Annotated in this window: 29 protein-coding genes; 8 read left to right on the forward strand and 21 right to left on the reverse strand. The window is 71.9% G+C overall.

All coding sequences use genetic code 11. The annotated features are described in order from the left end of the window. Positions 1–158: 158 nt before the first annotated feature. From ACGF0J_RS31390 to clpS, 5 genes are all read right to left on the reverse strand, one after another. A complete protein-coding gene (locus tag ACGF0J_RS31390; protein WP_393151615.1) occupies positions 159–1,106 on the reverse strand; it encodes a PLP-dependent cysteine synthase family protein in 948 nt (315 codons plus the stop codon). Between the two features lies 1 nt (position 1,107). Continuing rightward, a complete protein-coding gene (locus ACGF0J_RS31395) occupies positions 1,108–1,380 on the reverse strand; it encodes a MoaD/ThiS family protein (RefSeq protein ID WP_101784151.1) in 273 nt (90 codons plus the stop codon). A 141-nt stretch (positions 1,381–1,521) separates the two neighbouring features. After that, positions 1,522–1,923, reverse strand: coding sequence for a Mov34/MPN/PAD-1 family protein (locus ACGF0J_RS31400; RefSeq protein ID WP_393151617.1), 402 nt, complete (start codon positions 1,921–1,923; stop codon positions 1,522–1,524). A 10-nt stretch (positions 1,924–1,933) separates the two neighbouring features. Then, complete coding sequence (locus tag ACGF0J_RS31405; RefSeq protein ID WP_393151619.1) at positions 1,934–2,458, reverse strand: DUF2017 domain-containing protein; 525 nt, start codon at positions 2,456–2,458, stop codon at positions 1,934–1,936. A gap of 10 nt (positions 2,459–2,468) precedes the next feature. Beyond that, the gene (gene clpS, locus ACGF0J_RS31410) at positions 2,469–2,771 is read right to left on the reverse strand and encodes an ATP-dependent Clp protease adapter ClpS (protein ID WP_185089642.1); all 303 of its coding nucleotides are present in this window, start codon (positions 2,769–2,771) and stop codon (positions 2,469–2,471) included. Between the two features lie 37 nt (positions 2,772–2,808). Between clpS and ACGF0J_RS31415 the strand changes: the two genes are divergently transcribed. Beyond that, a complete protein-coding gene (locus ACGF0J_RS31415; protein ID WP_393151748.1) occupies positions 2,809–4,092 on the forward strand; it encodes a nicotinate phosphoribosyltransferase in 1,284 nt (427 codons plus the stop codon). 14 nt (positions 4,093–4,106) lie between these two features. After that, positions 4,107–4,676, forward strand: coding sequence for an isochorismatase family protein (locus tag ACGF0J_RS31420; protein ID WP_393151621.1), 570 nt, complete (start codon positions 4,107–4,109; stop codon positions 4,674–4,676). A gap of 14 nt (positions 4,677–4,690) precedes the next feature. Here the strand turns inward: ACGF0J_RS31420 and ACGF0J_RS31425 are convergent, their stop codons facing one another. Further along, complete coding sequence (locus tag ACGF0J_RS31425; RefSeq protein WP_393151750.1) at positions 4,691–5,116, reverse strand: PIN domain-containing protein; 426 nt, start codon at positions 5,114–5,116, stop codon at positions 4,691–4,693. Next, a complete protein-coding gene (locus ACGF0J_RS31430; RefSeq protein WP_393151754.1) occupies positions 5,113–5,355 on the reverse strand; it encodes a CopG family transcriptional regulator in 243 nt (80 codons plus the stop codon). Before ACGF0J_RS31430 ends, ACGF0J_RS31425 begins: the two co-directional genes overlap by 4 nt. 158 nt (positions 5,356–5,513) lie before the next feature. Here ACGF0J_RS31430 and ACGF0J_RS31435 point away from each other — a divergent pair, with 158 nt between their 5' ends. Next, the gene (locus tag ACGF0J_RS31435; RefSeq protein WP_393151623.1) at positions 5,514–6,062 is read left to right on the forward strand and encodes a hypothetical protein; all 549 of its coding nucleotides are present in this window, start codon (positions 5,514–5,516) and stop codon (positions 6,060–6,062) included. 6 nt (positions 6,063–6,068) lie between these two features. On the opposite strand, the gene ACGF0J_RS31440 is transcribed toward ACGF0J_RS31435, so the two are convergent. The 7 genes from ACGF0J_RS31440 to ACGF0J_RS31470 all read right to left on the reverse strand — a co-directional run bounded on the left by ACGF0J_RS31440 (position 6,069) and on the right by ACGF0J_RS31470 (position 14,262). Beyond that, positions 6,069–6,443, reverse strand: coding sequence for an STAS domain-containing protein (locus ACGF0J_RS31440; RefSeq protein WP_393151625.1), 375 nt, complete (start codon positions 6,441–6,443; stop codon positions 6,069–6,071). Between the two features lie 111 nt (positions 6,444–6,554). Then, entirely contained in the window at positions 6,555–8,306 is a 1,752-nt protein-coding gene (locus ACGF0J_RS31445) for a DEAD/DEAH box helicase (RefSeq protein WP_393151627.1), read from the reverse strand. A 133-nt stretch (positions 8,307–8,439) separates the two neighbouring features. Beyond that, positions 8,440–9,711, reverse strand: coding sequence for a hypothetical protein (locus ACGF0J_RS31450; RefSeq protein ID WP_393151629.1), 1,272 nt, complete (start codon positions 9,709–9,711; stop codon positions 8,440–8,442). A gap of 115 nt (positions 9,712–9,826) precedes the next feature. Beyond that, positions 9,827–11,215, reverse strand: coding sequence for an MFS transporter (locus ACGF0J_RS31455; RefSeq protein ID WP_393151631.1), 1,389 nt, complete (start codon positions 11,213–11,215; stop codon positions 9,827–9,829). A 26-nt stretch (positions 11,216–11,241) separates the two neighbouring features. Beyond that, complete coding sequence (locus ACGF0J_RS31460; RefSeq protein WP_393151633.1) at positions 11,242–12,213, reverse strand: zinc metalloprotease; 972 nt, start codon at positions 12,211–12,213, stop codon at positions 11,242–11,244. A 78-nt stretch (positions 12,214–12,291) separates the two neighbouring features. After that, the gene (locus tag ACGF0J_RS31465; protein WP_393151635.1) at positions 12,292–12,552 is read right to left on the reverse strand and encodes a DUF3039 domain-containing protein; all 261 of its coding nucleotides are present in this window, start codon (positions 12,550–12,552) and stop codon (positions 12,292–12,294) included. A gap of 102 nt (positions 12,553–12,654) precedes the next feature. Next, the gene (locus ACGF0J_RS31470; protein WP_393151637.1) at positions 12,655–14,262 is read right to left on the reverse strand and encodes a DHA2 family efflux MFS transporter permease subunit; all 1,608 of its coding nucleotides are present in this window, start codon (positions 14,260–14,262) and stop codon (positions 12,655–12,657) included. A 155-nt stretch (positions 14,263–14,417) separates the two neighbouring features. Here ACGF0J_RS31470 and ACGF0J_RS31475 point away from each other — a divergent pair, with 155 nt between their 5' ends. Beyond that, positions 14,418–15,029, forward strand: coding sequence for a TetR family transcriptional regulator (locus ACGF0J_RS31475; RefSeq protein ID WP_393151639.1), 612 nt, complete (start codon positions 14,418–14,420; stop codon positions 15,027–15,029). A 61-nt stretch (positions 15,030–15,090) separates the two neighbouring features. Here the strand turns inward: ACGF0J_RS31475 and ACGF0J_RS31480 are convergent, their stop codons facing one another. Together ACGF0J_RS31480 and ACGF0J_RS31485 are read right to left on the reverse strand one after the other, a co-directional pair. Then, positions 15,091–15,669 carry a YqgE/AlgH family protein gene (locus tag ACGF0J_RS31480; protein ID WP_393151641.1) on the reverse strand — a complete coding sequence of 193 codons (579 nt, stop codon included), beginning with the start codon at positions 15,667–15,669 and terminating at the stop codon, positions 15,091–15,093. 84 nt (positions 15,670–15,753) lie between these two features. Then, the gene (locus tag ACGF0J_RS31485; RefSeq protein ID WP_393151643.1) at positions 15,754–16,344 is read right to left on the reverse strand and encodes a TetR/AcrR family transcriptional regulator; all 591 of its coding nucleotides are present in this window, start codon (positions 16,342–16,344) and stop codon (positions 15,754–15,756) included. Positions 16,345–16,441: 97 nt separating this feature from the next. Between ACGF0J_RS31485 and ACGF0J_RS31490 the strand changes: the two genes are divergently transcribed. Further along, on the forward strand, positions 16,442–17,854 hold the full coding sequence (locus tag ACGF0J_RS31490; RefSeq protein ID WP_393151645.1) for an MFS transporter: 1,413 nt from the start codon (positions 16,442–16,444) through the stop codon (positions 17,852–17,854). Between the two features lie 215 nt (positions 17,855–18,069). On the opposite strand, the gene ACGF0J_RS31495 is transcribed toward ACGF0J_RS31490, so the two are convergent. The 4 genes from ACGF0J_RS31495 to ACGF0J_RS31510 form a co-directional block, all read right to left on the reverse strand. Next, on the reverse strand, positions 18,070–19,479 hold the full coding sequence (locus ACGF0J_RS31495) for an NAD-dependent malic enzyme (protein ID WP_393151647.1): 1,410 nt from the start codon (positions 19,477–19,479) through the stop codon (positions 18,070–18,072). Positions 19,480–19,536: 57 nt separating this feature from the next. After that, the gene (locus tag ACGF0J_RS31500; protein WP_393151649.1) at positions 19,537–20,166 is read right to left on the reverse strand and encodes an AAA family ATPase; all 630 of its coding nucleotides are present in this window, start codon (positions 20,164–20,166) and stop codon (positions 19,537–19,539) included. A 9-nt stretch (positions 20,167–20,175) separates the two neighbouring features. Next, positions 20,176–21,105, reverse strand: a complete 930-nt coding sequence (locus ACGF0J_RS31505) for a tetratricopeptide repeat protein (protein WP_393151651.1) — start codon at positions 21,103–21,105, stop codon at positions 20,176–20,178. Positions 21,106–21,180: 75 nt separating this feature from the next. Continuing rightward, a complete protein-coding gene (locus tag ACGF0J_RS31510) occupies positions 21,181–21,789 on the reverse strand; it encodes a MarR family winged helix-turn-helix transcriptional regulator (protein ID WP_393151653.1) in 609 nt (202 codons plus the stop codon). Between the two features lie 231 nt (positions 21,790–22,020). Here ACGF0J_RS31510 and ACGF0J_RS31515 point away from each other — a divergent pair, with 231 nt between their 5' ends. Continuing rightward, positions 22,021–23,484: a hypothetical protein gene (locus tag ACGF0J_RS31515; protein ID WP_393151655.1), complete on the forward strand. Its 1,464-nt coding sequence runs from the start codon at positions 22,021–22,023 to the stop codon at positions 23,482–23,484. A 28-nt stretch (positions 23,485–23,512) separates the two neighbouring features. Then, the gene (locus ACGF0J_RS31520; RefSeq protein WP_393151657.1) at positions 23,513–24,184 is read left to right on the forward strand and encodes a DUF4230 domain-containing protein; all 672 of its coding nucleotides are present in this window, start codon (positions 23,513–23,515) and stop codon (positions 24,182–24,184) included. 103 nt (positions 24,185–24,287) lie between these two features. On the opposite strand, the gene ACGF0J_RS31525 is transcribed toward ACGF0J_RS31520, so the two are convergent. Then, positions 24,288–25,484, reverse strand: a complete 1,197-nt coding sequence (locus ACGF0J_RS31525) for an acetyl-CoA C-acetyltransferase (RefSeq protein ID WP_393151659.1) — start codon at positions 25,482–25,484, stop codon at positions 24,288–24,290. A gap of 80 nt (positions 25,485–25,564) precedes the next feature. On the opposite strand from ACGF0J_RS31525, the gene mce reads away from it, so the two are divergent. After that, on the forward strand, positions 25,565–25,987 hold the full coding sequence (mce, locus tag ACGF0J_RS31530) for a methylmalonyl-CoA epimerase (protein ID WP_393151661.1): 423 nt from the start codon (positions 25,565–25,567) through the stop codon (positions 25,985–25,987). Positions 25,988–26,119 lie beyond the last annotated feature (132 nt).

The following is a 26,119-nucleotide window of genomic DNA, read 5'->3' on the forward strand; positions in this document are numbered from 1 at the left end:
GGGGGGGGGCCCCCGCGCCACGCGGGCCGCGGTGGCGCCCCGGGGCGGGGGGGGGCGGGGCCCCCCCCCCCCCGCCCCCCCGGGGGGGGGGGGGCCCCCCCCCCCCCCCCCGTCCGCGTCCTTCCCCTCCTGGCGGGGCCGCCCCCGCCGGGCCGGGACTACGCCCAGAGCTGCCCTTCCAGGCGCTCCTCGGCCTCCTCCAGGGAGCCCTCGTAGGCGCCGGTCGACAGGTACTTCCAGCCGCCGTCGGCCACCACGAACGCCACGTCGGCCCGCTCTCCCGCCTGGACCGCCTTGCGGGCCACGCCCAGGGCGGCGTGCAGGGCGGCGCCGGTGGACACCCCGGCGAAGATGCCCTCGGCCGCCAGCAACTCGCGGGTGCGGCGCAGGGCGTCGGCGGAGCCGACCGAGAAGCGCGTGGTCAGCACCGACTCGTCGTACAGCTCGGGGATGAAGCCCTCGTCCACGTTGCGCAGGCCGTACACCAGTTCGCCGTAACGCGGCTCGGCCGCCACGATCTGCACGCCCGGAACCTGCTCGCGCAGGAACCTGCCGACCCCCATCAGCGTGCCCGTCGTGCCGAGCCCGGCGACGAAGTGGGTGATGGTGGGCAGGTCCTCGAGGATCTCCGGCCCCGTCGACTCGTAGTGGGAACGCCAGTTGGCCGGATTGCCGTACTGGTAGAGCATCACCCACGACGGGTTGCGCTCGGCCAGCTCCTTGGCCCTGCGGACCGCCTCGTTGGAGCCGCCGGCCGCCGGGGAGGAGATGATCTCCGCGCCCCACATGCGCAGGAGCTGGCGGCGCTCCTCGGAGGTGTTCTCGGGCATCACGCAGATCAACTTGTAGCCCTTGAGCCTGGCCGACATGGCCAGCGAGATGCCGGTGTTGCCGCTGGTGGGCTCCAGGATCGTGCACCCCGGCGTGAGCAGGCCGTCCTTCTCCGCCTGCTGGATCATCCACAGCGCCGGCCGGTCCTTGATCGACCCGGTCGGGTTGCGGTCCTCCAGCTTGGCCCAGACCCGCACGTCGGGTGACGGCGACAGGCGGGGCAGGCCGACGAGCGGGGTGCGGCCGACCGAGTCGATCAGCGAGTCGAAACGCATGTCACCCGCCGGCGACAGCCGGGAGGACGGTCACCGTGTCGCCGTCGGACACGGGCGTCCCCAATCCGCCGAGGAAGCGCACGTCCTCGTCGTTGAGGTAGACGTTGACGAAGCGGCGCAGGGCGCCCTGGTCGACGAGGCGCTCTTTGATGCCGGGGTGGGCCGACTCAAGGTTGCTGATCAGCTCGTCGAGGGTGGCGCCCTCGGCGGTGACGGCCTTGGCGCCGCCGGTGTAGTTGCGCAGGATGGTCGGAATGCGAACCTCGATGGCCATCGCGGTGGGTCTCCTCAGATCTGGTCGTCGTCCCATCGGCGGCAACACCGATGGCTGGCTGCGGAATTCCAGCTCAGCGACAGTCGTAGACGACGACGGCCGGGGTGTGCGCGAAGAGGAAGCTCTGCACAGGCCGGACCATCATGGAACAAACCTTACCTCTTCCTCGGTGACGACTCCGTCGAGGATCCGGTAGGAGCGGAACTCCACCTCCACCTCGTCGCGCGTGGAGACGAGGACGTAGTGGGCGTTCGGCTCGGAGGCGTAGGAGATGTCGGTGCGCGACGGGTATGCCTCGGTGGCGGTGTGCGAGTGGTAGATCACCACGGGCTCCTCGTCACGGTCGTCCATCTCACGCCAGACGCGGAACTGCTCCATCGAGTCGAAGCGGTAGAAGGTGGGCGAGCGCTCGGCGTTGGCCATCGGGATGAACCGTTCGGGCACCCCGTCGCGTCCCGCGATCACGCCGCACGCCTCGTCGGGATGGTCGGCCCGGGCATGGGCGACGATCTTGTCCGCGAGTTCCTGGGAGATCTGGAGCATGGCCCGGAAGCTACCAGAGTGCCCGGACCAGGGTGTCCTGGAGGTAGGTCAGCCAGTCGTAGATGACGTAGGTCGGGTAGCGGGGGTCGTCCTCCGGCATGGCGGCGATCTCCTCGTGGATCTCCTCGGTCACCTCCAGCTTGGTGCCGAGCGCCAGCCGTATGTCGTTGAGCGCCCGCATCCAGGCCTGCGCCTGCTCCGTCGTCAGCTCGGTGCGCCCGGCGGCGGCCGTGTCGAGCATCGTGCGCGCGTCGGCCCGTTTGCCGTCGCGCAGCGTCGCCTCGGTGTAGCGGCGGAACTCGGACGCGTCCTGCGCGTCCTCGTAGGCCGAGGGGAACAACCGCGCCAGCACCGGGTCCGACGGAGCCCTGCCGTCGCCGATGCCCAGCGCGCGCTCCAGCGGGTCGTCGCCGGTCTCGCCCGGCTCCACCAGGCCGAGCAGCTCCGAGACGAGCGAGCGGAGGATCGCCACCTCCGCCGCCTCGAAGCGCGCGACGACGACGCCGTCACCCTTCGCCGAGAATCCCGAACTCACCCGCGCCGCCTCACTTGACCGAATCGGGCTGGAGCGTCGCCCACAGCCCGTAGGAGTGGAGGATCTGCACGTCGCGTTCCATCTCCTCGCGGGTGCCGCTGGACACGACGGCCTTGCCCTTGTGGTGGACGTCCATCATGAGCTTCTCCGCCTTCTCCCGCGTGTAGCCGAAGACGGTCTGGAACACGTACGTCACGTAGGACATGAGGTTGACCGGGTCGTTCCAGACGATCGTCACCCAAGGCAGATCGGGCCGGACGTCCGTAGACGGACGCTCGACGGCGATTGGAGCGGTGCTACCCACATCCCCCATCCTGCCCTACCTCCGCCGTAGTCTTCGAGTCGTGACAATGCCCATGAGCACTGCGTTGCTGACAGATCACTATGAGCTGACGATGTTGCAGGCGGCCCTGCGCAGCGGTGCCGCTCACAGACGCGCCGTTTTCGAGGTGTTCGCCCGTCACCTGCCGGGCGGCAGGCGTTACGGGGTCGTCGCCGGGACGGGGCGTGTCCTTGACGAGCTCGAACACTTCCGTTTTGGTGACGAGGAACTGACCTACCTGCGCGAGCACCGGGTCGTGGACGAGTCCACCCTCACCTTTCTCGCAGACTACCGATTTTCCGGAAATATCTGCGGATATGCGGAGGGCGAGGTCTACTTCCCCGCGTCCCCGATCATGGTGGTGGAGGGCACCTTCGCCGAGGCCGTGCTGCTGGAGACGCTCGTCCTGTCGATTCTCAACCACGACTGCGCCATCGCCTCGGCCGCCTCGCGCATGCGCAACGCGGCCGGCGGCCGTCCCCTCATCGAGATGGGCTCGCGCCGCACCCACGAGCGGGCCGCCGTGGCGGCCGCCCGCGCCGCCTACATCGCGGGTTTCGCCTCCACGTCCAACCTGATGGCCGGACGCGCGTACGGCGTCCCCACGGCGGGCACCGCCGCCCACGCCTTCACGCTGCTGCACGACTCCGAACGGACCGCGTTCGAGGCCCAGATCGCCTCGCTCGGCCCCGAGACGACACTGCTCGTAGACACCTACGACGTGCCCGAGGCGGTCCGCACGGCGGTCGAGCTGGCGGGCAACAAGCTCGGCGCGGTCCGCATCGACTCCGGCGACCTGGCGGCCGCCGCGCAGGACGTGCGTGAGCAGCTCGACGCCCTCGGCGCCTTCGACACCCGCATCGTGGTCACCTCCGACCTCGACGAGTACGCCATCGCCGCGCTCGCCGCCGCGCCGGTCGACGGCTACGGCGTCGGCACCTCCCTGGTGACCGGGTCCGGCGTGCCGACCGCCGCGCTGGTCTACAAGCTGGTGGCCCGCGAGACCGCTTCCGGAGACCTGGAGCCCGTCGCCAAGCGCTCCGTCGGCAAGCCGTCGCGCGGCGGCCGCAAGGACGCCTACCGCCTGCTCGACGAGCACGGCCGGGCCGAGACGGAGCTGATCACCACCTCCGGCGCGGCGCCGGAGGGCGGCGTCCCGCTGCTGCGCGAACTGGTGCGCGACGGAGAGATCACCGGCCGCGAGCCGCTCACCGACGCCCGCGACCGGCACGCCCGCGCCGTCGCGCTGCTCCCCCAGGAGGCGCTGCACCTGGGAAGGGGGTACGCGGCCATCCCGACGGAGTTCGCCTGACGTATCGTGATCCCATGGGCAGTGCGCTGATCATCGTCGACGTGCAGAACGACTTCTGCGAGGGCGGCAGCCTGGCCGTCGCGGGCGGCTCGGAAGTCGCGGCCGCGATCAGCCGCCACGTGGCCGCCCACGGCTACGACCACGTCGTGGCCACCCGCGACTACCACGTCGACCCGGGTGACCACTTCTCCGACCAGCCTGACTACGCGCGGAGCTGGCCGGCCCACTGCGTCGCCGGCACGCCGGGAGCCGACTTCCATCCGGCGCTCGACGTCGCCGCGGTCGAGGAGATCTTCAGCAAGGGCGCCCACGAGGCCGCCTACAGCGGGTTCGAGGGCACCTCGGGCGACGGCGTCTCCCTGGCCGCCTGGCTGCACGAGCGGCGGGTGCACGAGGTGGACGTGGTGGGCATCGCCACCGACTACTGCGTCCGGGCCACGGCGCTCGACGCCGTCAAGAACGGGCTGGCCGTCCGAGTGCTGCTCGACCTGACGGCGGGCGTGGCCCGCCACACGACCAACGCGGCGGTCGCCGAGCTCGACGCCGTCGGCGCCACCCTGCGCGGCGCCCCCACGGTCGGCTGACGCCCCGCCGCCCGTCAGCCCTCGTCGGCGGGCAGCACCGTGAAGGTGTCACCCCAGAGCGGCTTCATGGTCCGGAAGTGACGCTGGTCGAGCGTGAGCACCCGCGTCGTGCGATGCCGCGCCGCGACCAGCGCCACCGACGCATCGGTGAGCCCGATCTTCATGCCCGCGTACGTCTCGATGAGGTCCGCCGCCTCGCCCACGTCCTGGTGCGCGACAGGAATCAGGTTGTAGGCCCCGTCTCCCACCTGCTGCAGGAACGTCAGCTCGGCTCGCAGCCCGATCCGGGTGAGGAGCATGTAGTCCAGCTCCGCCAGGACGAACGGTGAGAGGAGTATCGGGCCGGTCTCCTTGGCCAACACCCGCTTGGCGGCGTCGTGCTCGGCGGCGGCCCTGTCGATCGCGGCGAGCGCGCCGCTGGTGTCGAGGACGAGTATCAGTCGCGCGCCTCGCGGCCGAAGCCCTCTTCGAGGATCTCGTCGGCACGACCGGCCAGGTGTGGATCGCCGCTGTCGAACAGCGGGAGCGTCGGGCGGGGGCGTTCGCCGATGAGCTCCTGGCTCACCACGCGCGTGATCGCCTCGCGCATGTAGTCGTCCTCGGTCATCCCGTGCCACCGCGCCGCCTCGGCGACCCGGTGCTTGATGTCCTCGGGCAGGTACAGGCTCACTTCAGGCACCTTTCCACGGTAACGCGGCGTCCCCGGGACGCCGCGTATCACTGTTGGTGAACGCCATGCAACACTCTGTCCATGTGATCGTCAACGGGCCTCCCGGCACTCCGAGGCAGAAGTAACACGGAGAGTCACAACTCTCCACCTGTATGCGAGGTCTTCTCATGCTTACCGTCTGCCTCGGCCTGGCCTGGCTGTCGCTCGGGCCGTTCGCGCTCTGGCTTCTCGTACGCGGCCGGGTCGCGGCGCGTACGGGCGCGGTCGTGGTGCTGGCCTTGCTGGAGGCGGCGACGGTGGTGTTGCCCGCGGAGCGGGAGCCGGGGGAGGTCGCGGCTCGGGAGAGCGCGCCCGGGCCGGAGGCGGCGTGTGTGGAGCGCGACCCGTCACCGGAGAGGGCGACGCTGAGCGAGCGCGGCGCGGCCCTGACACTGTCCTGGCAGGCCGTGCCCGGCGAGTGCCCGACGGCCGAGGTGGTGGTGCGTCACGACGGCAGGAGGCTGCGCGTCTGGCTGCATGAGAGCCCGGCGGACGCCGCGCGCGGGGGGACGCGGGTGCTGCCCGTGCGCGTGGACGGGGACGAGGCGTCGCTCCGGCTCCCTCTCGGCTCGCGGCCCGGTCGCGGCGGCTACGTCGCGGTGGACGGGCGCACCGGTCACCGCATCCCCGGCCCGCAGCCTGCGGGGCCGGGCCGGGACGCCGCCCCGCGGACCTGAAGGCGGTCAGGCGGTCAGGGCGTGGCGGACCGCGTCGTCGAAGTCGTCGTACACGTCGAACGCGTTGCGCAGCCCCGTGATGGACAGCACCCGGGACACCACCCCCTGCACACCGCCCAGCAGCAGCCGGGTGCCCCGCTTCTCGCACCGCTGGAGCACCGTGACCAGCTCGCTCATGCCCACGGAGTCGCAGAAGGCCACCTCGCGCAGATCCATGATCATGAACGGTGTGGCGGGCTCCTGCCAGACACGGCGCAGGTGCTCACGCAGGAGCGGCACCGCGTCGACGTCGAGCTCGCCCTCCAGCCGCATGATCAAGCAGTGCTGGAAGACTCCGGAGGTCACGACGAGCGCCGACTTGCCGGTGGCCCCGTAGGACATGGGTGCAGCCCCTCCGCGAAGCGAGATCCAGCCAAGGGCATTATCGCCGGTTCGGCCACCGGTTGACGAAAGGTCACAGGCTTGTGACCAGATGCGCGCCCGACCGCGACGTCAACGCCGCTGGGTGGCCCAGTGGCGGATCTTGTCGATGCGTTCCTGGATCTGCTCGGCGGTGGCCTGCGCGATCGGAGGTCCGCCGCAGGCCCGGCGCAGCTCCGAGTGGATGACACCGTGCGGCTGCCCGGTGCGGTGGTTCCAGGCGCCGACGAGGCCGTTGAGCTCGCGCCGCAGCTCGGCGATCCGCTCGTGCGGGGCCAGCCGCTCACCGGCGGGCTCCTCGACCTTCTTGCGCCGGGCCGCCTGCTGGTCGGACTGCCGCTTGCGCAGCAGGGTGGCGACCTGATCGGGTTCCAGCAGGCCGGGCAGGCCGAGGAAGTCCTCCTCTTCGGCCGACCCCACCTCGGCGCCGGTGCCGAACTCGCCGCCGTCGAACAGCACCCGGTCGAAGGTGGCCGTCGTCTCCATCGTCTCGAACGGCAGCTCGTCACCGACGACGTCGGGGTTGTCCTGCTTGCGGTTGGCCTGCTCCAGGAGGCTGTCGTCGAGCCCGTCCTCGGGCGGCCTGCGGTTGAGCACGTGGTCGCGCTCCACCTCCATCTCGTTGGCCAGGCCCATCAGGGTCGGCACCGAGGGGAGGAAGACCGAGGCCGTCTCGCCGCGCTTGCGCGCCCGCACGAACCGGCCCACGGCCTGGGCGAAGAACAGCGGCGTGGAGGTCGAGGTGGCGTAGACGCCCACGCACAGCCGCGGGATGTCGACGCCCTCCGACACCATGCGGACCGCGACCAGCCAGCGGTCCTGCGAGGCGGCGAACGCCTTGATCTTCTTCGACGCGCCCGGATCGTCGGACAGCACGACCGTGGCGCCCTCGCCGGTGATGTTGCGCAGGTGGCGGGCGTAGGCGCGGGCCGCCTCGTGGTCGGTCGCGATGACCAGGCCGCCGGCGTCGGGCACGCCGCGCCGCACCTCGGCCAGCCGGCGGTCGGCGGCCTGCATGACCTGGCGGATCCAGTCGCCCTTCGGGTCGAGCGCGGCGCGCCAGGCCTGGGAGAGCTGGTCCTTGGTGAGCGGGGTGCCGAGCGTGGCGGCGATCTCGTCGCCGGCGCGGGTGCGCCACTTCATCTCGCCGGAGTAGGCGAGGAAGATCACCGGACGGACCACGCCGTCGTCGAGCGCCGGCCCGTAGCCGTAGGAGTAGTCGGCGACGCTGCGCTTGAGGCCCTCGGCGTCCTCCTGGTAGCCGACGAACGGGATCGGGTTGTCGTCGGACCGGAACGGCGTGCCGGTGAGCTGAAGCCTGCGGGTGGCCGGCTCGAACGCCTCGCGGATGCCGTCGCCCCACGACTTGGCGTCGCCCGCGTGGTGGATCTCGTCGAAGATGACCAGGGTCTTGCGCGCCTCGGTGCGAGCCCGGTGCAGAGCCGGATGCATGGCGACCTGGGCGTAGGTGACCGCGACACCGGTGTAGTCGCGCGAGGTGGCGCCCTGGCTGTTGCGGAACTCGGGGTCGATGCCGATGCCGACCCGCGCGGCGGCGTCGGCCCACTGGCGCTTGAGGTGCTCCGTCGGGGTGACGATGGTGATCGCCCGGATCACCCCTCGGGCGAGCAGGTCGCTGGCGATGCGCAGGGCGTAGGTCGTCTTGCCCGCGCCCGGGGTCGCCACGGTGAGGAAGTCACGGGGCTCGCGCCTGGAATAGAGGTCGAACGCCTCCTGCTGCCACGCCCGCAGCTTGGGGGCGGTGCCCCAGGCGGCGCGGTCGGGATAGGAGGGCGACAGGTGGGATGCGGCGAACGTGCTCACCGCATCACCTCTGGGGTTCGTGTGCTTCGCTCTCTCACAGTGACCCTAGGGTAATCGGGGGCACCGACAAGACGTGCCGTGCAACGGCGATCCTGGCCAAGGTCATCCTTGCGTGCTATGGGCGGCTGGTGGCTTATCGCACGCTCGACAGCAGGGTGTCCAGCGCCTGTCTGCGTGCGGGTTCGTCCGGCTGGAGCAGGCCGACGACGAGCACGGCGCCGCCGTCGCGGGTGAGCAGGATCACTCGGAGGTAGGCGGGCCGGTTGACCACATCCTGGTATTCGGCGCGCAGGGCGCGGGAGTGGCCGCCGGGCACCTGCCGGTCGGCCACGACGGTGACGCGGTCGCCCTTGAGCAGCAGCCGCGAGTACAGCTCGGCCGCCTCCACCATGGACTCGCGCGTGGCGCCGCCGAACGGCCTGGCCATGACCAGCCCGCCCGCGCCGTCGGTGGCCGCCGTGGTGAACCCCGTGACCGGCGGCACCCGCTCGGCCCGCCATCCGGCGGGCAGCGGGATCGTCACCCTGGCCCGCGGGTCGTGCAGCCGCCCCGCCTGCGCGGGCGCCGCGGTGAGCCGCTGGACGGCCACGACGAGAGAGGCCACCGCGGCCACGGCCAGGACGACGGCCAGCAGGGCCCCGGCGACGCGCCGCGGGCCGCGCCCCCGAGCCTTCCTGGACAGGCCGGGGTCGGCGGGCGCGCCGTACAGGCGGGCGGAGGGCGGCAACGACTGCCAGGGCACCCTCGGCCCGCCGTCCTGGTCGAGCCCACGGCCGGAACCCCGGTCGAGGCCGCGGCCGAAGCCGCCGCGCAGGTCGTGGCCGGCGTCACGACTCCAGCGGTCACCGTCATGCCCGCGTTCGTGCCCGCTGTCCTGTCCGCGGTCGGAGGCGCGGTCGTGCAGGTCGAGGCCGTCGCCGGCGTCCCGGCCGAAGAGGCGGTCGTAGGCACGGCCGATGGTCCGGTCGAAGGCGCGGTCGAAGGTGCGGTCGGCGCCGCGCCGGGGCCGGGGGCTCCATGGTTCCTCCTCCGCCTCGTCGTCGTCCCACGCGCCTTCGGGGTCTCCCTGCCAGGAGCTGGGCCATCGGGCGTCGAGCTCGTCGTCCCCGCCCGATGCGGGCCAGGCCGTACCGGGGTGGCCGGGCGCGCCGGCGCCTGCGCTCGCGGCCGCCGCGTCGCCGCCTCCCGGCTGCTGGCCGGAACCGGTCCGCCCCGGCTGTGCGCCGCCGCCGTCGCCGGGCTCCTCGTCGCGGACGTTCCCGCCGGGGTCGGGCGGGGCGGCGGGGCGGGTGGGGCCGTAGGGCTGTCCCCGGCGGGGTCCCGGCTCGCGGCCCGTGCCGTAGGGAGGGGTACGGCGGTGCCTGGGGCCCGGGTGCGGCGGCCAGACGCGGTGATCGTCCTCCATGGCACCTCCTTGCCGCTGTCCTATCACTCCTCGCGGCGCTCATCCGGAGATCTGTGACGGCTGTGACGGCAGATGCGCAATCGCTCTCGCGACCCCGCCGGCGGCCTCGGAGGTGCTAGCGGACGCGCCGGGCGAGCAGTGCGGTGGCGAGCGCCACGGCGGCCATGAGGCAGCAGATGACGACGAAGCCGCGGGCGATCTGGCCGGGGCTGTGGCCGACGAGGTTGATCAGGGCGCCGCCGACGCCGACGGCCAGCCCGGAGCCGAGCATGTCCGTCACCGCGAGAGCGGCGCTGTTGGCGCCCTGCTCGTTGGCCGGTGACTGCCTGAGCGCGGTGACGCTGACCGTGGTCATGCCGAGACCCATGCCGAATCCGGCCACGATCCACGCCGGCACCGCGATCCAGCCGGTGATGCCGGGCAGCGCGGACAGCATCGCGACCAGGATGCCCGCCGTGACGCAGGCGGCGCCCAGCCGCATCCGCCGGTACGGCTCCGCGGCGCGCCGGCTCTGCAGGTAGGAGCCCGTGGACCAGCCGAGCGCGCCGGTGGTGAGCGCGATGCCGGCGGCCGTGGGGTCGAAGCCCTTGACGGACTGCAACGCCAGCGGGATGAACATGTTCACGCCGAAGAACCCGGCCGAGAACATGCCGCGCATCATGATGGTCGTGGGCAGTCCGCGGCGGAAGCGCAGGGCGCCGGGCGGGAGCAGCCGGATGAGCCCGTACAGCAGGAGGGCGCCGCCGGCGGCGACCGCGGCGGCGCTCGGGACGGGAGCGACGTGCAGCTTGTCCACCCCGTACAGCAGGGCTCCGCCGCCCACCGCCGCGGCGGCGGCGGCGGCCGTCATCGCGACCGGGCGGGAGCGCGGCCCGCTCGACGGCGTCGCCTCCTCGTCTTCGGGGCGGCGCTTGAGCGCGGGGACCAGCATGACGAGGGCCGGGATCACGAGTGGGATGATGCCGTAGAACACCCATCGCCAGCCCCACGCGTCGGCGACGAAGCCGGCCACGGCCGGGCCGACCATGGCGGGCACCACCCAGGCCGCCGACAGCGCCGCGAACGCCTTGGGGCGCACGTCCGCCGGGTAGACCCGGGCGATCATCACGTAGATGGCCACGATCGCGAAGCCGGCCCCGAGGCCCTGGACGGCCCGTGCCAGCAGGAACAGCTCCTTGCCCGTCGCCGCCCCGGCCAGCCCCATGCCGGCCGCGAAGAGCACCACGCCGACCAGGAAGGGGACCGGGTGGCCGCGCCGGTCGGCCCAGACCCCGGACACCACGTTGGCGAACAGGCTGGCGATGAGGAAGGCGGAGAAGCTCAGCCCGTACAGGTCCAGGGCCTGCAACTGCGCGGAGACCACCGGCATGACGACGCTGACGGACATGCCCTCGAAGGCGATCAACGTGACGACCAGCAGGATGCCGATGGTCGCCGCGCGGTAGGGGGCGCTGAGGATGCCGGGGGGCGCGTACGGAGTGTCGAGAGCCTTCGGTGCTGTCACTCCGACATCCTAGGGGCCCGCCGAAATCACTTCGCGGCGGCGGGGTCCGGGGCGCGGTCGCGGTAGACGACCCACATCTCGCGCATGCGCTCACCCTGGCCGCGGGTGAACTCCGACATGCAGCGGTCGTGGGCGTAGTCCATGAAGTTGTGCACGGGGTCGCGGCCCGCCTGCGGGCAGGTGTCCTTGCCGCCGCCGGGGCAGCCTCGGGAGGGACGGGCGGCCGGGGAGGTGTCGGCGATGCCGTCGCCCGGGCTCTGGCAGCCGTTCTCGAAGGTGTGGAACAGGCCGAGCCAGTGGCCGATCTCGTGGACGCCGGTGTAGCCGCGGTTGTAGTTGGCGAGCGCTCCTCCGGGCAGGGTGCGCCAGTCGATGACGACTCCGTCGAGCCGTGGGCTGTCGCGGTACCAGTAGGGGTAGGTGGAGAAGCCGAGCACCTGGCCGTCGAGTTGGGCGAGGTAGAGGTTGAGGGTCTCGGGGCCGCCCTTGCGCAGGGTGGTCTTCATGTCCTCCTCGTGCCCCATCGGGTCGGTGAACCAGCCGGCGTGGCGGACGACCTGGGCGCCGGCGAGGCGGAAGCCGACTCCGGTGGCGGCGCCGCCGAGGCTCCCGCCGTAGGCCGCCCGCAGGGTGCTGAGCTGGGCGGCCACGCTCGCCGTGGAGGCGCCGCCGGTGCCGTCGGTGAGGATGTGCACCCAGACGGGCACCGTGACGCCGGCGGGCGGTTCGCGGCCTTGCAGGCGTTTGTCCAGCTCGGCGAGGACCCGGCCGACGTCGTGCGGGTAGGGCGTTCGCGGCTCGGGGCCGAGCCGCAGGGCGTCGTGACGGGGGTGTCGTCCCGTCTCGGGACGGGGGTGGAGCGGCGTGGCGGGCCGGGATCGGCCGGGCGGTGCCGCGCAGCCGTCGCCCGCCGTCGCGGCGGCGTGGAGCTGGAGCGGCGGTGTGAGCCCGGCCGCGAGCAGGCATGCCAACGAGACGGCGGTGACGCGCCGGGCCATGCGGATCCCCCGTGACGGTCTGAGCGAGACTGACTACAGACCGTAACGCTCCTCGCGGGGATCACCCGGCAGCAACACTCACTGCTTGCCGTTGTCGCCCTCGCCGCCGCCCTTCGGCAGCCCGGCGTAGATCTCTTTGCACTCGGGGCAGACGGGATATTTCTTCGGGTCGCGGCTGGGCACCCAGACCTTGCCGCACAGGGCGCGGATCGGTGTGCCGGTCACCATGCTTTCGGTGATCTTGTGCCTGTCGGCGTAGTGCGAGAACCGCTCGTGGTCGCCGTCGCCGTGCGACGTCCGAGGCATGGTTTCCTGCTCGGGAAGGATCTTCGTGCTCACCCCACAGAGTCTATGCCCGCATCCGGGTGCACCCCGTAAGGCCCCGGACAGCCGTACGGCCCTCGTCCACGCGGGGCGAGGGCCGTACGGCCGGAACGGGGATCAGCCCACGTGGACGGGGGCGCCTTCGGTCTTGCGGCCGGCCTTGACGAACAGCGTGAGCACGGCGGTGAGCAGCGCGATGCCGGTGCTGACCAGGAAGGCCAGGTGCATGCCGTCCATGAAGGCGTTGTTCACGGCCGGGCCGACCATCGCCCTGAGCTGCTGCGGCGTGTCGGCCGGCAGTCCGCCGAACGCGGCGGCCTTCTCCAGCAGCGACAACTGCTCCGCCGGGATGGCCTGGGCCGCGGGGCCGAGGTAGCCGGGCAGCTTGCTGGAGATCTCGGCGGCCATGACGGCGCCGAGGATGGCGGTGCCGAGCGCGCCGCCGACCTGCATGGCCGACTGCTGCAGGCCGCCGGCGACGCCGCTGAGCTCGATGGGCGCGTTGCCGACGATGATCTCGGTGGCGCCGACGAAGACCGGCGACATGCCGAACGCGAGCAGCACGAACGGGATCGAGCTCTCGACGAACGAGGCGTCGATGGACAGTTGCGACATGAGGAACATCGAGCCGGCCGTGATCACCAAGCCGACCGCCATCGTGATCTTGGGGCCGATCTTGCCGATCAGCAGGCCGGCCAGCGGCGAGGCCACGATCATGCCCGCGCTCATCGGCAGCATGCGCAGGCCCGCGTCGAGCGGGCTCAGGCCGTGGACGCCCTGGAAGAAGAAGCCCAGGAAGAACATCGCGCCGAACATCGCGAAGGCGACCATCATCATGAGCACGGTGCCGATGGAGATGGACACGTTCCTGAACAGCGAGAGCGGCACCAGCGGCTGCCTGGCCTTGGACTGCCAGAAGACGAACGCGGCGATCAGCACGGCGAAGCCGGCCAGGAAGCCGATCGTCTGGCTGTCGCCCCAGCCCCACTCGGGGGCCTTGATGATCGACCAGACGAGGGCGAACATCGCGCCGGACAGCAGCACCACGCCGGGCCAGTCGATCCTGGAGAGCGTCTGCGCGCGGTTGTCCCTGATGATGAGCACGCCCATGAGCAGGGCGATGATGCCGACCGGGGCGTTGATGAAGAAGACGGACTCCCAGCTCACCTTCTCGACCAGCAGGCCGCCCACGATCGGCCCGGCGGCGCTGGACAGGCCGATGATGGCGCCCCACGCGCCCATCGCCTGGTTGAGCTTCTCACCAGGGAACGCGCTGCGCAGCAGCGCCAGGGCGGCCGGCTGGAGCAGCGCGCCGAACAGGCCCTGCAGCACGCGCAGCCCGATCAGGGCGCCCACCGGCGACAGGCCGGGGATCACGTCGGCCAGTTGCTGGCTGAGGCCGATGCCCACCGACGTCACCGCGAAGCCGCCGACGCCGATCAGGAACACCCGCTTGTGCCCGAACAGGTCGCCCAGCTTGCCGGCGGTGATGAGGAAGACCGCGAGCGCCAGCAGGTAGCCGCTGGTCACCCACTGCAGGTCGGACAGCGACGCGCCCAGATCCCGCTGGATGACCGGGTTGGCGATGCCGACCACGGTGCCGTCGAGCATCACCATGATGACGCCGAGGCTCACCGCCAGCAGCACCAGCCACGGATTGCCCCCGGACGGCGGTTGGGCCGGCTCCGGCGACGACGGCGCGTCGACCGTCTTCGGGTTGGCCATGGGTCCCCCTCAATGCATGCGCCCCACACCAGGGCATAGATCTCTGAAGTCGGGGGTAATCTATGGCAGTCAGTGACAGAATGACAAACGCTTTCAAAAGTCAGACTGTGACTTCTGACATACTGTGACAGGCAGCTTGCGAGGGAGTGACGTCTGTGGGTCTACGGGAAGCCAAGAAGGAAAAGACGCGGCTGGCGATCCTCGACGCCGCGCTCGACCTCTTCCTCGAACAAGGGTACGACTCGACCACCGTGGAGCAGATCGCGGGGTCGGTCGAGATCTCCCCGCGAACCTTCTTCCGCTACTTCGCCGGCAAGGACCACCTCGCGCTGTGGTTTCACGACCACGGCGAGGAGATCATGCTCGCCGCCCTGAAATCCCGCCCGGCGGACGAGCCCGCGTTCACCTCGCTGATGCACGGGTTGCGCGCGATGCTCAGCGACATGGAGTCCTCAACACCCGAGGACACCGCGAGATTCCTCAAACTGCGCCGCCTTTTCGACGAGCACCCGCACCTGGTGGGCCTCTCGGTCGCCAGAGGCGCCGCCACCGAGCGCCGGCTGGTCGCCGAGATCGCCGCGCGCAGGGGCGCCGACCCGGAGACCGACCGGTTCTGCCACCTCATCGTGGCGTTCGCGATGTCCACGATGCGGGTCGGCTTCGAGTGCCCGAAACCCGCCGTGGAGGACATCCGGGAGATCGCCGCACGCCTGGAGGAGACGATCGGCCTGGCCCACAGCCTGCTCCGCTCGGATCTGCACCGCTAGTGCAGCCGGTCCGCCTCGCGCAGCCGGTCCGCCTCGCGCAGCCGGGCCGGGCCGCGCGCGGTCAGTTCATGCTCGGGTCGTCGGGGCAGTTGGCCACGAACGCCAGCTCACCGCGCTGCCGCCGCAGCACGTGCCGCCAGAGCGAACCCGGGTCGGCGTGGAAGGTGTCGCCTGCCTCCGAGTCGACGACGTACCACGCGCCCTCGGCGATCTCGCTTTCCAGTTGTCCGGCCGTCCAGCCCGCGTAACCGGCGAAGATCCGCATCTGCGAGATCTCGTCCTGCAGGATCTCCGGCGGCGCGTCCAGGTCGACGGTGCCGAGCCGGGAAACCGCCGGCGTGCCCGCGTGTAGCCTGCGCCAGCCCAGCGGCTCCTCCCCGCTCGGCACGGCGGCGAGGGCAAGCGCGCTGTCGGTCTGCACGGGCCCGCCCTGGAACAGCACGGAGGGCCCGGTCACCAGGGGGTCCCACACCGGCAGCACCTGGGTGACCGAGATCTCGCTCGGGCGGTTGAGCACCACGCCCAGGGTGCCGCTCTCGCTGTCGTGTTCGAGGACCAGCACGACGCTACGCCGGAAGTTGGGGTCGTCGAGCAGCGGTGTGGCCACCAGCAAACCGCCGACGTAGATCGCTTCCGCCATACCTCCATGATGAGGGGTCAACCGCCCGTCTCGCTCCCCCGGTCCGGCGATGTCACGGTGCGCGACCGCCCCGTCCCTGTCCGATCACCGTCCGTCCACGAAGGCGCCGGCTCGGGCGGCGGCGAGGGTGCGCAGCGCGGCCCGCTGGGCGACGGCGGCGTCCACCGGTTCGCGCGTGACCAGCAACCGGTAGTAGAGCGGGGCGGAGACCGCCCTGATCACCTCCTCGCCGTCGGTGCCCGCGGGCAGTTCCCCGCGCTCCACCGCCCGGTCCACGACCTTCGCCCATTCCCGCACGCGTCGGCCGTAGAAGGAGCGCAGCGCGTCCGCGGCGCCGTCGTCGCAGGTGGCGGCCGCGATGACGGCCTGGAGCGTGGCGCCCAGGCGAGGGTCGGTCACGGCGGCCAGCACGCCCGCGGCGTTGGCCAGCAGGTCGCCCTCGACGGAACCCGTGTCCGCATGCGGGGAGGACTGGTCGGCCAGCTCGTTCATGAGGTCGGCCACCAGCCCGGCCGGGCTCCCCCAGCGCCGGTAGACGGTCGTCTTGCCCACGCCCGCCCGGGCCGCCACCTGGTCCATGGACAGGCGGTGGAACCCGCACGCCGCCAGCTCGTCCTGGGTCGCCGCCAGCACGGCCGCGCGCACCCGGGCCGTCCGTCCTCCCGGTCGCGCCATGCCAGCCAAACGGGACTCGTGTTCCATTAGCACTCCTCCGTGTGTTACCGTCACTCCCATCTTAAAGGAACTTCTGACCCATTAAGGAGTCTGTGACGTGACCACGATCGCAGAGCGCGCCCCCGCGCGGATGACCGGACGGCAACGACTGGTCCTCGTGCTGCTGCTGGGCTCCCAGTTCATGCTCGCCGTCGACTTCTCCATCCTGAACGTCGCCCTACCCGTGATCGGGGCCGGCCTCGGGTTCGCGCTGGCTGACCTGCAATGGGTGGCGACCGCGTTCGCCCTGACCGCCGCCGGGTTCACCCTGCTCGCGGGCCGGGTCGCGGACCTGTTCGGCCGGCGCAGGCTGTTCCTGGGCGGGATGGCGCTGCTCGGCCTGTCCTCCCTGGCGGGCGGGCTGGCGGACTCACCGTCCCTGCTGCTGGCCGCGCGGGTCGCCCAGGGGCTGGCCACCGCCGTCGTGACACCCGCCGGGCTGTCGCTGCTCACCACGTCGTTCGAGGAGGGGCCGCTGCGGGCGCGGGCGCTCGGACTGAACGGCGCGCTGATGTCGGCCGGATTCACCTCCGGCGCGGTCCTCGGCGGCCTGCTGACCGACCTGCTGAGCTGGCGGTGGGCCTTCTTCGTGAACGTGCCGGTGGCGCTGGCCGTCCTCGCCGCCGCCCCGGTGGTGCTCGCCGAGAGCCGGCCGGCGCACCGGCCGAGGATGGACGTGCCGGGCGCGGTGACCGTGACCGCGGGGCTGCTGGCGCTGGTGTTCGGGCTCAGCCGGGCGGGAGAGCACGGCTTCGCAGACCCGGTCGGGCTCGGGGCGCTGGCCGCGTCAGCGGTGCTGTTCGCGGTGTTCGCGGCCGTGGAACGGCGGGCGGAGTCGCCGCTGGTGCCGCTGCGGGTGCTGGCCCGGCCCAGTGTGAAGTGGGGCAACCTGGCCGGGCTGGTGGCCTTCGCGACGGAGACGTCGCTGGTCTTCCTCATGACCCTCTACCTGCAGAAGGTCCTCGGCTACACGGCGCTGGCGACCGGGCTGGCTTTCGGGGTGCTGGGGCTCGGAACGGTGCTCGGCGGCGTCGCCGCGCCCCGGGTGCTGGCCCGGATGGGCACGGGCCGGGCGCTGACGGCCGGCTTCGTCCTCCAGGCCGCGGCCACGGCGTCCCTGGCGCTCCTCGGCCCCGAACCGGGCTGGATCGGGCTCCTGCTGGCGGCCACGTTCGTGGGCGGCGTGGGCAACATGGTGGCGATCGTGGCCTTCATGGTGACGGCCACCTCCGGGCTGCCCGACTCCGAGCAGGGGCTCGCCACCGGGATCGCCACCATGACCCAGCAGGTCGGCATCACGATGGGCATCCCGCTCATGAGCGCCGTCGCCACGGCCGCCATGGGCACGGCAGCGGGCGCCGGCGCGACGGCCGGCCTGGACACGGACACCGTGCTGGTGGGTGTGACGGTGGCGGTCCTGGTCAACGCCGCGCTGACACTCGCCGCCGCCTTCATCCGGCCCCACCGCTGACTCGCCCCACCCTCCCCTCGGAACGACTCCGGCGCCGCCACCGGTACCGGAGCTGTTCCACGGAAGGCACGGCCCAGCACACGGAAGGCACGGCCCAGCGGACGGCGTGACAGCGGCCCGCCACCGCCCGGTCAGCGGGCGTCTTCCTGGAGGCCCTCAGCCCCGTGCGGCGGGTGGCGGCCCGCCCGGCCGTGCCGTGACGGATGGCCGGAGAACTACGCCTCGGTGAAGCCGCGCGCGCGACCGCCGGCGGACTCGCGGACGGCGGCGGCGACCGCGGTGGCGACGTCGGGGTGGAACACGCTCGGGATGATGTAGTTGGGGCCGAGCTCCTCCGGCGTGACGACGGCGGCCAGGGCGCCGGCGGCGGCCAGCAGCATCTCCTGCGAGACCTCCGTCGCCTGGGCGTCGAGCAGGCCGCGGAAGACGCCCGGGAACGCCAGCACGTTGTTGATCTGGTTGGGGTAGTCGGAACGGCCGGTGGCCACCACGGCCGCGTGCTCGCGGGCGTCGTCGGGTGAGACCTCGGGCTCGGGGTTGGCCAGCGCGAACACCACCGCGTCGGGCGCCATCGTGGCGATGTCGTCGCCCGACAGGATGCCCGGCGCCGAGACGCCCACGAACACGTCGGCGCCCTTGACCGCGCCACGCAGGTCGCCCGAGTAGCCCTCGGCGTTGGTGTGGTCGGCGATCCAGCGCAGCGACTCGTCGAGGTCGTCGCGCCCCTTGTGCACGGCGCCGAGGTAGTCGCAGACCACGACGTTGCGGGCGCCCGCGGCCAGCAGCAGCCGCAGCACGGCGTTGCCGGCCGCGCCCGCGCCCGCCATGGTGATCTTCACGTTCTCGATGGGCTTGCCGACCACACGCAGCGCGTTGGTGAGCGCGGCGAGCACGCAGATGGCGGTGCCGTGCTGGTCGTCGTGGAAGACCGGGATGTCGAGCAGCTCACGCAGCCGGCGCTCCACCTCGAAGCAGCGCGGCGCCGAGATGTCCTCCAGGTTGATGCCGCCGAAGCCGGGAGCGAGGAGCTGGACGGTGCGGACGATCTCGTCGACGTCCTGCGTGTCGAGGCAGATGGGCCAGGCGTCGATGCCCGCGAAGCGTTTGAACAGCGCGGCCTTGCCCTCCATCACCGGCAGCGCGGCCTCCGGCCCGATGTTGCCCAGGCCGAGCACGGCCGAGCCGTCGGTGACGACGGCGACCGTGTTGCGCTTGATCGTCAGCCGGCGCGCGTCCTCCTTGTTGCGGGCGATCGCCATCGACACGCGCGCCACACCCGGCGTGTAGGCCATGGACAGCTCGTCACGGTTGCGCAGCGGCACCTTCGACACCATCTCGATCTTGCCGCCGAGGTGCATGAGGAAGGTCCGGTCGGAGACCTTGTGGATGACGACGCCCTCGACCGCCTCCAACTGGTCGACGATCGCCTGGGCGTGGTCGGTGTCCCTGGCCGCGCAGGTGACGTCGATGCGCAGCTTCTCGTGGCCCGCGTTGGTGACGTCGAGGGCGGTGACCACACCCCCTGCCGTCTCTACGGCGTGGGTGAGCTGGCTGACGGCCTTGCCTCCGGCCGGCACCTCCAGCCGCACGGTGATGGAGTACGACACACTCGGGACGGTCGCCACGTCAATCGCTCCTTCGGGGGCTGACCAGGAAGTCCTCTTATGGTAGGGGGCGCCGGGTCAGTCCAGTGCCTCAGCCGCCGTGACGATGAGGTCCACGCAGGTCGGCACGGGAACGGTGGTGCTGTCGAGCACGAGGTGGTAGAGCCGCGGGTCGGCCGGGTCGACCCGGTAGAAGTGGCGCACGTAGGCGGCGCGGGCGCGGTCGGACTCCTCGATGACCTTGCGGGCCTCCCGCTCGCTCAGCTCGGCGAACGTGGCGGTCTGCCGCACCCTGCGCTGCAGCGGCGCGTCGAGCCGGACGTGCAGGGCGCCGGGATGGTCGGCGAGCACGACTGCGCCGGCCCGGCCCAGGAAGACGCCGCCCTGCGTGCGGGCCGTCTCCTGCAGGATGCGTTCGGTGCGGCGGACGAACTCCTCCGGCGGCAGCGGCATCGCGCCGGGAACGTACATGTCCACCCCGCCGAAGGTGACCGTCGGCAGCCGCAGCGCGCTGGACAGCAGCCTGCCGAGGCCGTGCTCGGCCCGGTCGTCGTGCGCCAGCGCCTCCTCCAGCGTGCAGCCGAGCTCCTGGGAGACGGCGCTGGGGATCGCCCGGTCGACGAACGGCACACCGAGGTGTGCGGCCACGGCCGGGCCGATGTGGCTGCCGGCCGTGCCGTACGTCGCCGAGATCGTGACGACCCGCATGCTCCCAGGTTAGAACAGCGCGCTCGCCAGCGCCCTACGCGCCTTGGCCAGGGACGGGTCGTCGCCCGGCAGCGTGTCGAACAGGCCGAGCAGATGACGCCTGGCCTTGTCGCGCTCGTCGCCCGAGGTGCGCTTGACCACGGCGACGACCCGCTCGAACGCCTCGTCGACGGCGCCCGACAGCAGCTGCAGGTCGGCCGCGAGCAGTTGGGCGTCGAGGTCGGCGGGGTCGGCCAGCCGGCGCTCCACGTCGGCCGGATCGACGCCTTCGGTGCGCTTGATGAGGTTGACGCCCGCGAGGCCCATCTTTGCGTCCTCGTCGCCCGGCGAGCGGGCGAGCAGCCGCTCGTAGGCGGCCGCGGCGGCGTCGAGGTCACCCTTGTCGATGGCCTGCTCGGCCGCCACCAGATCGGGGTCGGCCGGCGGCCCGGCGGGCCCTTCCTGCTCCGCGGCCTCCTGCGGCCTGGCAGCCGGATTGGCCTGGTAGAACTGCTCGACCGCGCCCATCAGCTCGTCGAGCCAGCGGCGCACCTCCTGCTCCGGCAGCACCTGCTGGAAGCCGGTGACGGCCTGACCCTGGAAGATCGCCAGCACGGTCGGCACCGCCTGCACCCGCAGCGCCTGGGCGATCTGCGGGCTGGCGTCCACGTTGACCCGGGCCAGGACGGCCCGGCCGCCCAGGTCGCCGACGACCTTCTCCAGAACGGGGCTGAGCTGGGCGCTGCCCGGAGCGCGCGGCGACCACAGGTCGAGCACCACGGGCACGGTCATCGACCGGTCGACGACGTCGCTCGTGAACGTCTCCTCGGTCACCTCGACCACCGCGGCCGCCGCCTGCGGCCCCGCGGTCTCGCGCCGGGCCTGCGCCTCCAGAGCCTGCTTACGCGCGCCCAGATCGATCGCTCCGTAGAGCGACCCGGGCCGTGAGAAGTCCGCCATGTTCTTCATCTTGCCGCATGCCGGGAGACGGGTACGCCACCGAGGTCACGGGCCCGCCCCCATGCCACTAAGCCCTCAGTGAATCCGGGGGCCCGCCGCGCCGTCCCGGTCGCCCGCCGCGCCGTCCCGGTCGCCTGCGGCGTCGTCGTCGTCGGAAGAGGGGACGTCCCAGTCGCCGGCGAAGTCGCCCGCCGCCACCCTGAGCGTGCGGAGCTGGCCGAACATCTGCCGCAGGTCGTCCTCGCCGTACATGCCGAGCCCGAAGTCGGCGGCCATCAGGTCGTCCGTGGCCCGCCGCACCACGTCGCGGCCCGCGTCGGTGATCTCCGCGAGCACGCCCCGCCCGTCGCGGGGGTTGCGCATCCGGCTGACCAGCCCTGATCTCTCCAGCCGGTCGACGGTGTTGGTGACGCTGGTCGGGTGCACCATGAGGCGTTCGCCGATCTTCCACAGCGGCAGCGAACCGGTTCTGCTGAAGGTCAACAGCACCAGCGCCTCGTACCTGGCGAAGGTCAAGTCGTACGGCTTCAGGAGCGCGTCCAGTTGCGACAGCAGGATCTGGTGCGCTCTCATGATCGAGGTGACGGCGGCCATCGCGGAAGAGGGTCCGAAGTGAACACGCCAGGTCTGCGCGGCGCGTTCGATGGGGTCGAACGGCAGATTGAGCGGCTTCGGCTGAGACACAGCGCTACGGTAGCGCGCCGCTCGTCCGGTTTCGCCAGGTTACTCTGAGCGATCAGATTCACTGCTTGGCCAAGAATGCGGACGTCAATCATCACGCTCCGTTATGGTTCTCGCATCGAATGGTGACGCGAACCCCAAGTCCACCGGCGGTGGGGACCTGCCCGGGCTTTCTGTCGTTCCGCGTCGCCAAGGGGGCACGGGGGTGCTTGATGCATGTCAACGGGAAGTCGCGTGCGTGAGCACGCGGGCGTTTCACGCGAAGAGCTGAAGCAGAGCGCGGCCGTGACGGTCGCCGTGCTGCTGGCGCTCGGCCTGGTCGCGGCGTGGAGCGTCCTGATACCGGGCGTGGACGCCTGGGAGAACATCGTGGCCGCGGTCATCGGCTCGCTCCGCCTGACGGGGCCCGTGGCCGCCGCCTTCGCCGCGTGGGTCGCCCTGCGCAAGCGCAGGGCGCTGCGCGGCCGGCCGTTGAGCGCCTGGCGCGCGCTCAAGGCGCCGCTGGCCATCGTGGTGGTGGTGCTGGGCTCGTTCGGCGCGACGGTGCTGGTGCTGGCCGTCAAGACGGTGCTCACCGAGCAGTCGGGGCGGCTGAGCCTGCCCGGTCTGGGGGTGGGCATGGCCGGGCTGGCCCTCTACTCGGTGATCGGCTGGGTCGCGGGCTGGCTCGCGCCCAGGGCGGTCACCCCGCCGCTGGCGGGGCTCGGCTGCTACGGGCTGTTCACCTGGCTCGCCGACGGCGAGGGCTGGGCCGACCGGCTGGCGCCCGGCACGGGCGAGCCGTACGACCTGTTCCAGGGGTTGAGCGGCGCGGCGTTCCTCGACCAGATCGTCTGGCTGCTCGGCGTCACCACGGCGCTGCTGCTGGGCTGGACGGCGATGGTCACCCGGCAGGCGCTGGTGCTGGCGTTCGCGCTGCTGGCCGTGCTGGCCGCGGGGGCCGGGGTGGCGCGGCTGCTGGCCGAGCCGAAGCCGGCCGCGGCGCAGGACATCGCCTACGCCTGCCAGGAGTGGCCGATCACGGTCTGCCTGCATCCCGGCATGCGCGCCGGGCTGACCGAGGTGGGGGCGTCGTTCACGAAGATCGCCTCCCGGCTGGCCGGCACGCCGGCCGCCTTCACGCGGGTGGAACAGCGGCCGCTGGACGACGAGCTGCGACCGTCCGCCGGACTGGCGCCGATCCACGTGCGCGACCTGTCGGCGGGCTTCGCCGACCAGGCGTCCTACGAGTACGTCGAGTCGCTGGCGGCGAGCTGCGCCGGCGCTCCAGCCGACGGCTACCGGGAGATCGTGATGGCCTGGCTGCGCGGCGAACCGCTGCCCGGCGGGCCGCTGCCGGAGCACCAGTACGCCGCCGCCTGGTTCTCGGGATTGAGCGAGCACCAGCGGCGTGAGTGGCTGCGCATGTTCTTCAGCGACTTCCAGTCGTGCGGGCTGTCGAGCAGTCACTTCGGCGGCGGCCCGGCCGGCGGCCCTGCCCCGGGCCCGCCCGCCGGCCCGGTCGGCTCTCCGGTCGGCTTCCCGGCCGGCTCACCGGCCGGCACGGTGCCCGGTGTGATGCCCGGTGCGGCTCCGGGCTCGGCTCCCGTGGCGGCGACGACGTCCACGACGCAGCAGGTCTATCCGGTCTATCCGGGGCCGGGCGACACGTCGTCGCCAGGTCGGGGACCGGACATGTCACCAAAACGCTGGCAATGATCATCCCCGGTCGGGTAGGCACCACTCTATGACGACTTCCCGTACGGCGCCCTCCCCGGTCACCCCGGGGCGGCGCCGCAGGTGGCGATATGTCGCCGGCCTCCTCGTGCTGGCGGTGTTGCTCGTGGTCGGCGGCCGGCTGGCCTGGACGTGGCTCGACCCGACGGCCGAGCGGACCATCGACCGCAGCCAGCCGGTGCTGCTGCAGTCGATCAAGGATTTGAGCAGGTTCGAGGCGGCCACGGGGAGCTTCCAGGTCGTGGTGGACCTGGAGAAGGACGCCGCCTTCCTGCCCGACGCCGTCAAGGGCAGCCGCACGCTGTTCGTCGGCGCGGGCAGCGTGGACGCCTACGTGGACTTCTCGAAGCTGGCGGCCGGCGCCGTGACGGTCAACGCCGAACGCACCGAGGCGACCATCCGCCTGCCTCGGGCGCAACTGGAGAAGCCCAACCTGGACAACCGGCGCTCCTACGTCTTCGCGCAGCAGCGCGGGCTGATCGACCGGGCGTCGGACTTCCTGTCGTCCTCGCCGGCCGATCAGAGGGAGCTGTACGTGCTGGCGGAGAAGAAGATCGCCGAGGCCGCCACGTCCAGCGACCTGCGCTCCCGGGCCGACGCCAACACCAAGGCCATGCTGGAGGGCCTGCTGAAGTCGCTCGGCTTCACCAAGGTGACCGTCCAGCTCAGCGACTCGCCGTGACGGACGCCCGGCTCACGGCACGGCCGGGCAGGCGCCGCCCGCCGTACGGAGCCGAGGGCCTCCAGAAGGACGCCCGCTGACCGGATGACGGCGGGCCGGCGTGTCAGGCCTCGGTCTCGGTCGGGACGCGGAGGAGGAGGGCGTCGCCCTGGCCGCCGCCGCCGCACAGGCCGGCGGCGCCCCAGCCGCCGCCGCGGCGGCGGAGCTCGTGGGCGAGGGTGAGCACGAGGCGGGCGCCGGAGGCGCCGATGGGGTGGCCGAGCGCGATGCCGCCGCCGTTGACGTTCACCTTGTCGAGCGGCACGTCGAGCTCCTTCGCCGACTGCAGCACCACGCTCGCGAACGCCTCGTTGATCTCGATCAGGTCGAGGTCACCGGTGGTCAGGCCCTGCTTGAGCAGCGCCTGCTTGATGGCGTTGGCCGGCTGCGACTGCAGGGAGGCGTCGGGGCCGGCGACGTTGCCGTGCCTGCCGATCTCGGCCAGCCACGGCAGGCCCAGCTCCTCGGCCTTGACCTTGGACATGACGACCACCGCGCAGGCGCCGTCGGAGATCTGCGAGGCGGACCCGGCCGTGATGGTGCCGTCGGCCGCGAACGCGGGCCGCAGCCTGGCCAGCGTGTCGACGGTGGTGTCGCCGCGCACGCCCTCGTCCTCCTTGACGACGACCGGCTCGCCGCGCCGCTGCGGGATCTCGACGGGCACGATCTCGTCCTCGAAGACGCCGTTCTTGGTGGCGGCGGCGGCGAGCTGGTGGGAGCGGGCCGACAGGGAGTCCTGCTCCTCGCGCCCGATGCCGAGGCGGGTGTTGTGGCGTTCGGTGGACTCTCCCATCGCGCACTGGTCGAACGCGCAGAACAGGCCGTCGTGCGCCATCGAGTCGACCACCTCGGAGCCGCCGTACTTGACGCCCTTGCGCAGGCCCGGCAGCAGGTGCGGCGCGTTGGTCATCGACTCCATGCCGCCGGCCACCACGACGTCGAACTCGCCCGCGCGGATGAGCTGGTCGGCCAGGGCGATGGCGTCGAGACCCGACAGGCAGACCTTGTTGATCGTGATCGACGGCACGGTCATCGGGATGCCGGCCCTGACGGCCGCCTGGCGGGACGGGATCTGGCCGGCGCCGGCCTGGAGCACCTGCCCCATGATCACGTACTCGACGTCCTCGGGTCGGACGCCGGCGCGCTCCAGGGCGGCCTTGATGGCGAGGCCGCCCAGTTCGACGGCGGACAGGCCGGACAGGGAGCCCAGCAGCTTGCCGATCGGCGTGCGTGCTCCGGCGACGATGACGGAACCAGACATGCGGCCTCCTGTGCGGGCGTGAGGTTCTTTGACACCATACCCACGGGTAGACAGGCGTTGGCTATGGAGGTGGGCCACACATGTTCATGCGCATCGACCACATCGGGATCGCGTGCCACGACCTGGAGGAGAAGATCGCGCTGTTCTCCTCGACGTTCGACCTGACCGTGGTCGCGCGCGAGGTGAACGAGGAGCAGGGCGTCAAGGAGGCCATGCTGCACATCGCCGACGGCGAGGGCGGCGGCTCCTACATCCAGCTGCTCGAACCGCTGTCCCCCGACTCGCCCGTGGGCAGGTTCCTGGCCAGACGCGGCGAGGGCGTGCACCACGTGGCCTTCGGCGTCCCGGACGTGGCGCAGGCGATGGCGGACATCGGCGGAAAAGGCGTGCGGTTGCTCGACGAACGGCCCCGGCACGGCTCCATGGGATCGCAGATCGCGTTTCTGCATCCCAAGGACGTGGGAGGAATGCTCACGGAGCTGGTGCAGGCGCCCAGGCCCTAGCAAACGCAAAATTCGTTCATATGTAACTAGTCGTGCAGAAACTTGGACGGGGCTTCAGAGTCGGCACCGGCGGAGTACGCTGGCTTTCCACCGGACATGGGAGCCTGCCGCGAGGCACAGGCTCCTGGCTCG

Origin of the sequence: Nonomuraea sp. NPDC047897 (assembly GCF_043204415.1) — a bacterium.
In the GTDB taxonomy this organism is placed as follows: domain Bacteria; phylum Actinomycetota; class Actinomycetes; order Streptosporangiales; family Streptosporangiaceae; genus Nonomuraea.

Excerpts from the sequence above, each read along its gene's own strand:
- ACGF0J_RS31520 (WP_393151657.1), top strand. The coding sequence starts at position 23,513 with ATGACGACTTCCCGTACGGCGCCCTCCCCGGTCACCCCGGGGCGGCGC.
- mce (WP_393151661.1), top strand. The coding sequence starts at position 25,565 with ATGTTCATGCGCATCGACCACATCGGGATCGCGTGCCACGACCTGGAG.
- ACGF0J_RS31390 (WP_393151615.1), bottom strand. The coding sequence starts at position 1,106 with ATGCGTTTCGACTCGCTGATCGACTCGGTCGGCCGCACCCCGCTCGTC.
- ACGF0J_RS31470 (WP_393151637.1), bottom strand. The coding sequence starts at position 14,262 with ATGGCCAACCCGAAGACGGTCGACGCGCCGTCGTCGCCGGAGCCGGCC.
- ACGF0J_RS31460 (WP_393151633.1), bottom strand. The coding sequence starts at position 12,213 with ATGGCCCGGCGCGTCACCGCCGTCTCGTTGGCATGCCTGCTCGCGGCC.
- ACGF0J_RS31395 (WP_101784151.1), bottom strand. The coding sequence starts at position 1,380 with ATGGCCATCGAGGTTCGCATTCCGACCATCCTGCGCAACTACACCGGC.
- ACGF0J_RS31525 (WP_393151659.1), bottom strand. The coding sequence starts at position 25,484 with ATGTCTGGTTCCGTCATCGTCGCCGGAGCACGCACGCCGATCGGCAAG.
- ACGF0J_RS31500 (WP_393151649.1), bottom strand. The coding sequence starts at position 20,166 with ATGCGGGTCGTCACGATCTCGGCGACGTACGGCACGGCCGGCAGCCAC.
- ACGF0J_RS31485 (WP_393151643.1), bottom strand. The coding sequence starts at position 16,344 with ATGGCGCGACCGGGAGGACGGACGGCCCGGGTGCGCGCGGCCGTGCTG.
- clpS (WP_185089642.1), bottom strand. The coding sequence starts at position 2,771 with ATGGGGGATGTGGGTAGCACCGCTCCAATCGCCGTCGAGCGTCCGTCT.
- ACGF0J_RS31415 (WP_393151748.1), top strand. The coding sequence starts at position 2,809 with ATGCCCATGAGCACTGCGTTGCTGACAGATCACTATGAGCTGACGATG.
- ACGF0J_RS31450 (WP_393151629.1), bottom strand. The coding sequence starts at position 9,711 with ATGGAGGACGATCACCGCGTCTGGCCGCCGCACCCGGGCCCCAGGCAC.
- ACGF0J_RS31440 (WP_393151625.1), bottom strand. The coding sequence starts at position 6,443 with ATGTCCTACGGGGCCACCGGCAAGTCGGCGCTCGTCGTGACCTCCGGA.
- ACGF0J_RS31420 (WP_393151621.1), top strand. The coding sequence starts at position 4,107 with ATGGGCAGTGCGCTGATCATCGTCGACGTGCAGAACGACTTCTGCGAG.
- ACGF0J_RS31435 (WP_393151623.1), top strand. The coding sequence starts at position 5,514 with ATGCTTACCGTCTGCCTCGGCCTGGCCTGGCTGTCGCTCGGGCCGTTC.
- ACGF0J_RS31505 (WP_393151651.1), bottom strand. The coding sequence starts at position 21,105 with ATGGCGGACTTCTCACGGCCCGGGTCGCTCTACGGAGCGATCGATCTG.
- ACGF0J_RS31400 (WP_393151617.1), bottom strand. The coding sequence starts at position 1,923 with ATGCTCCAGATCTCCCAGGAACTCGCGGACAAGATCGTCGCCCATGCC.
- ACGF0J_RS31480 (WP_393151641.1), bottom strand. The coding sequence starts at position 15,669 with ATGGCGGAAGCGATCTACGTCGGCGGTTTGCTGGTGGCCACACCGCTG.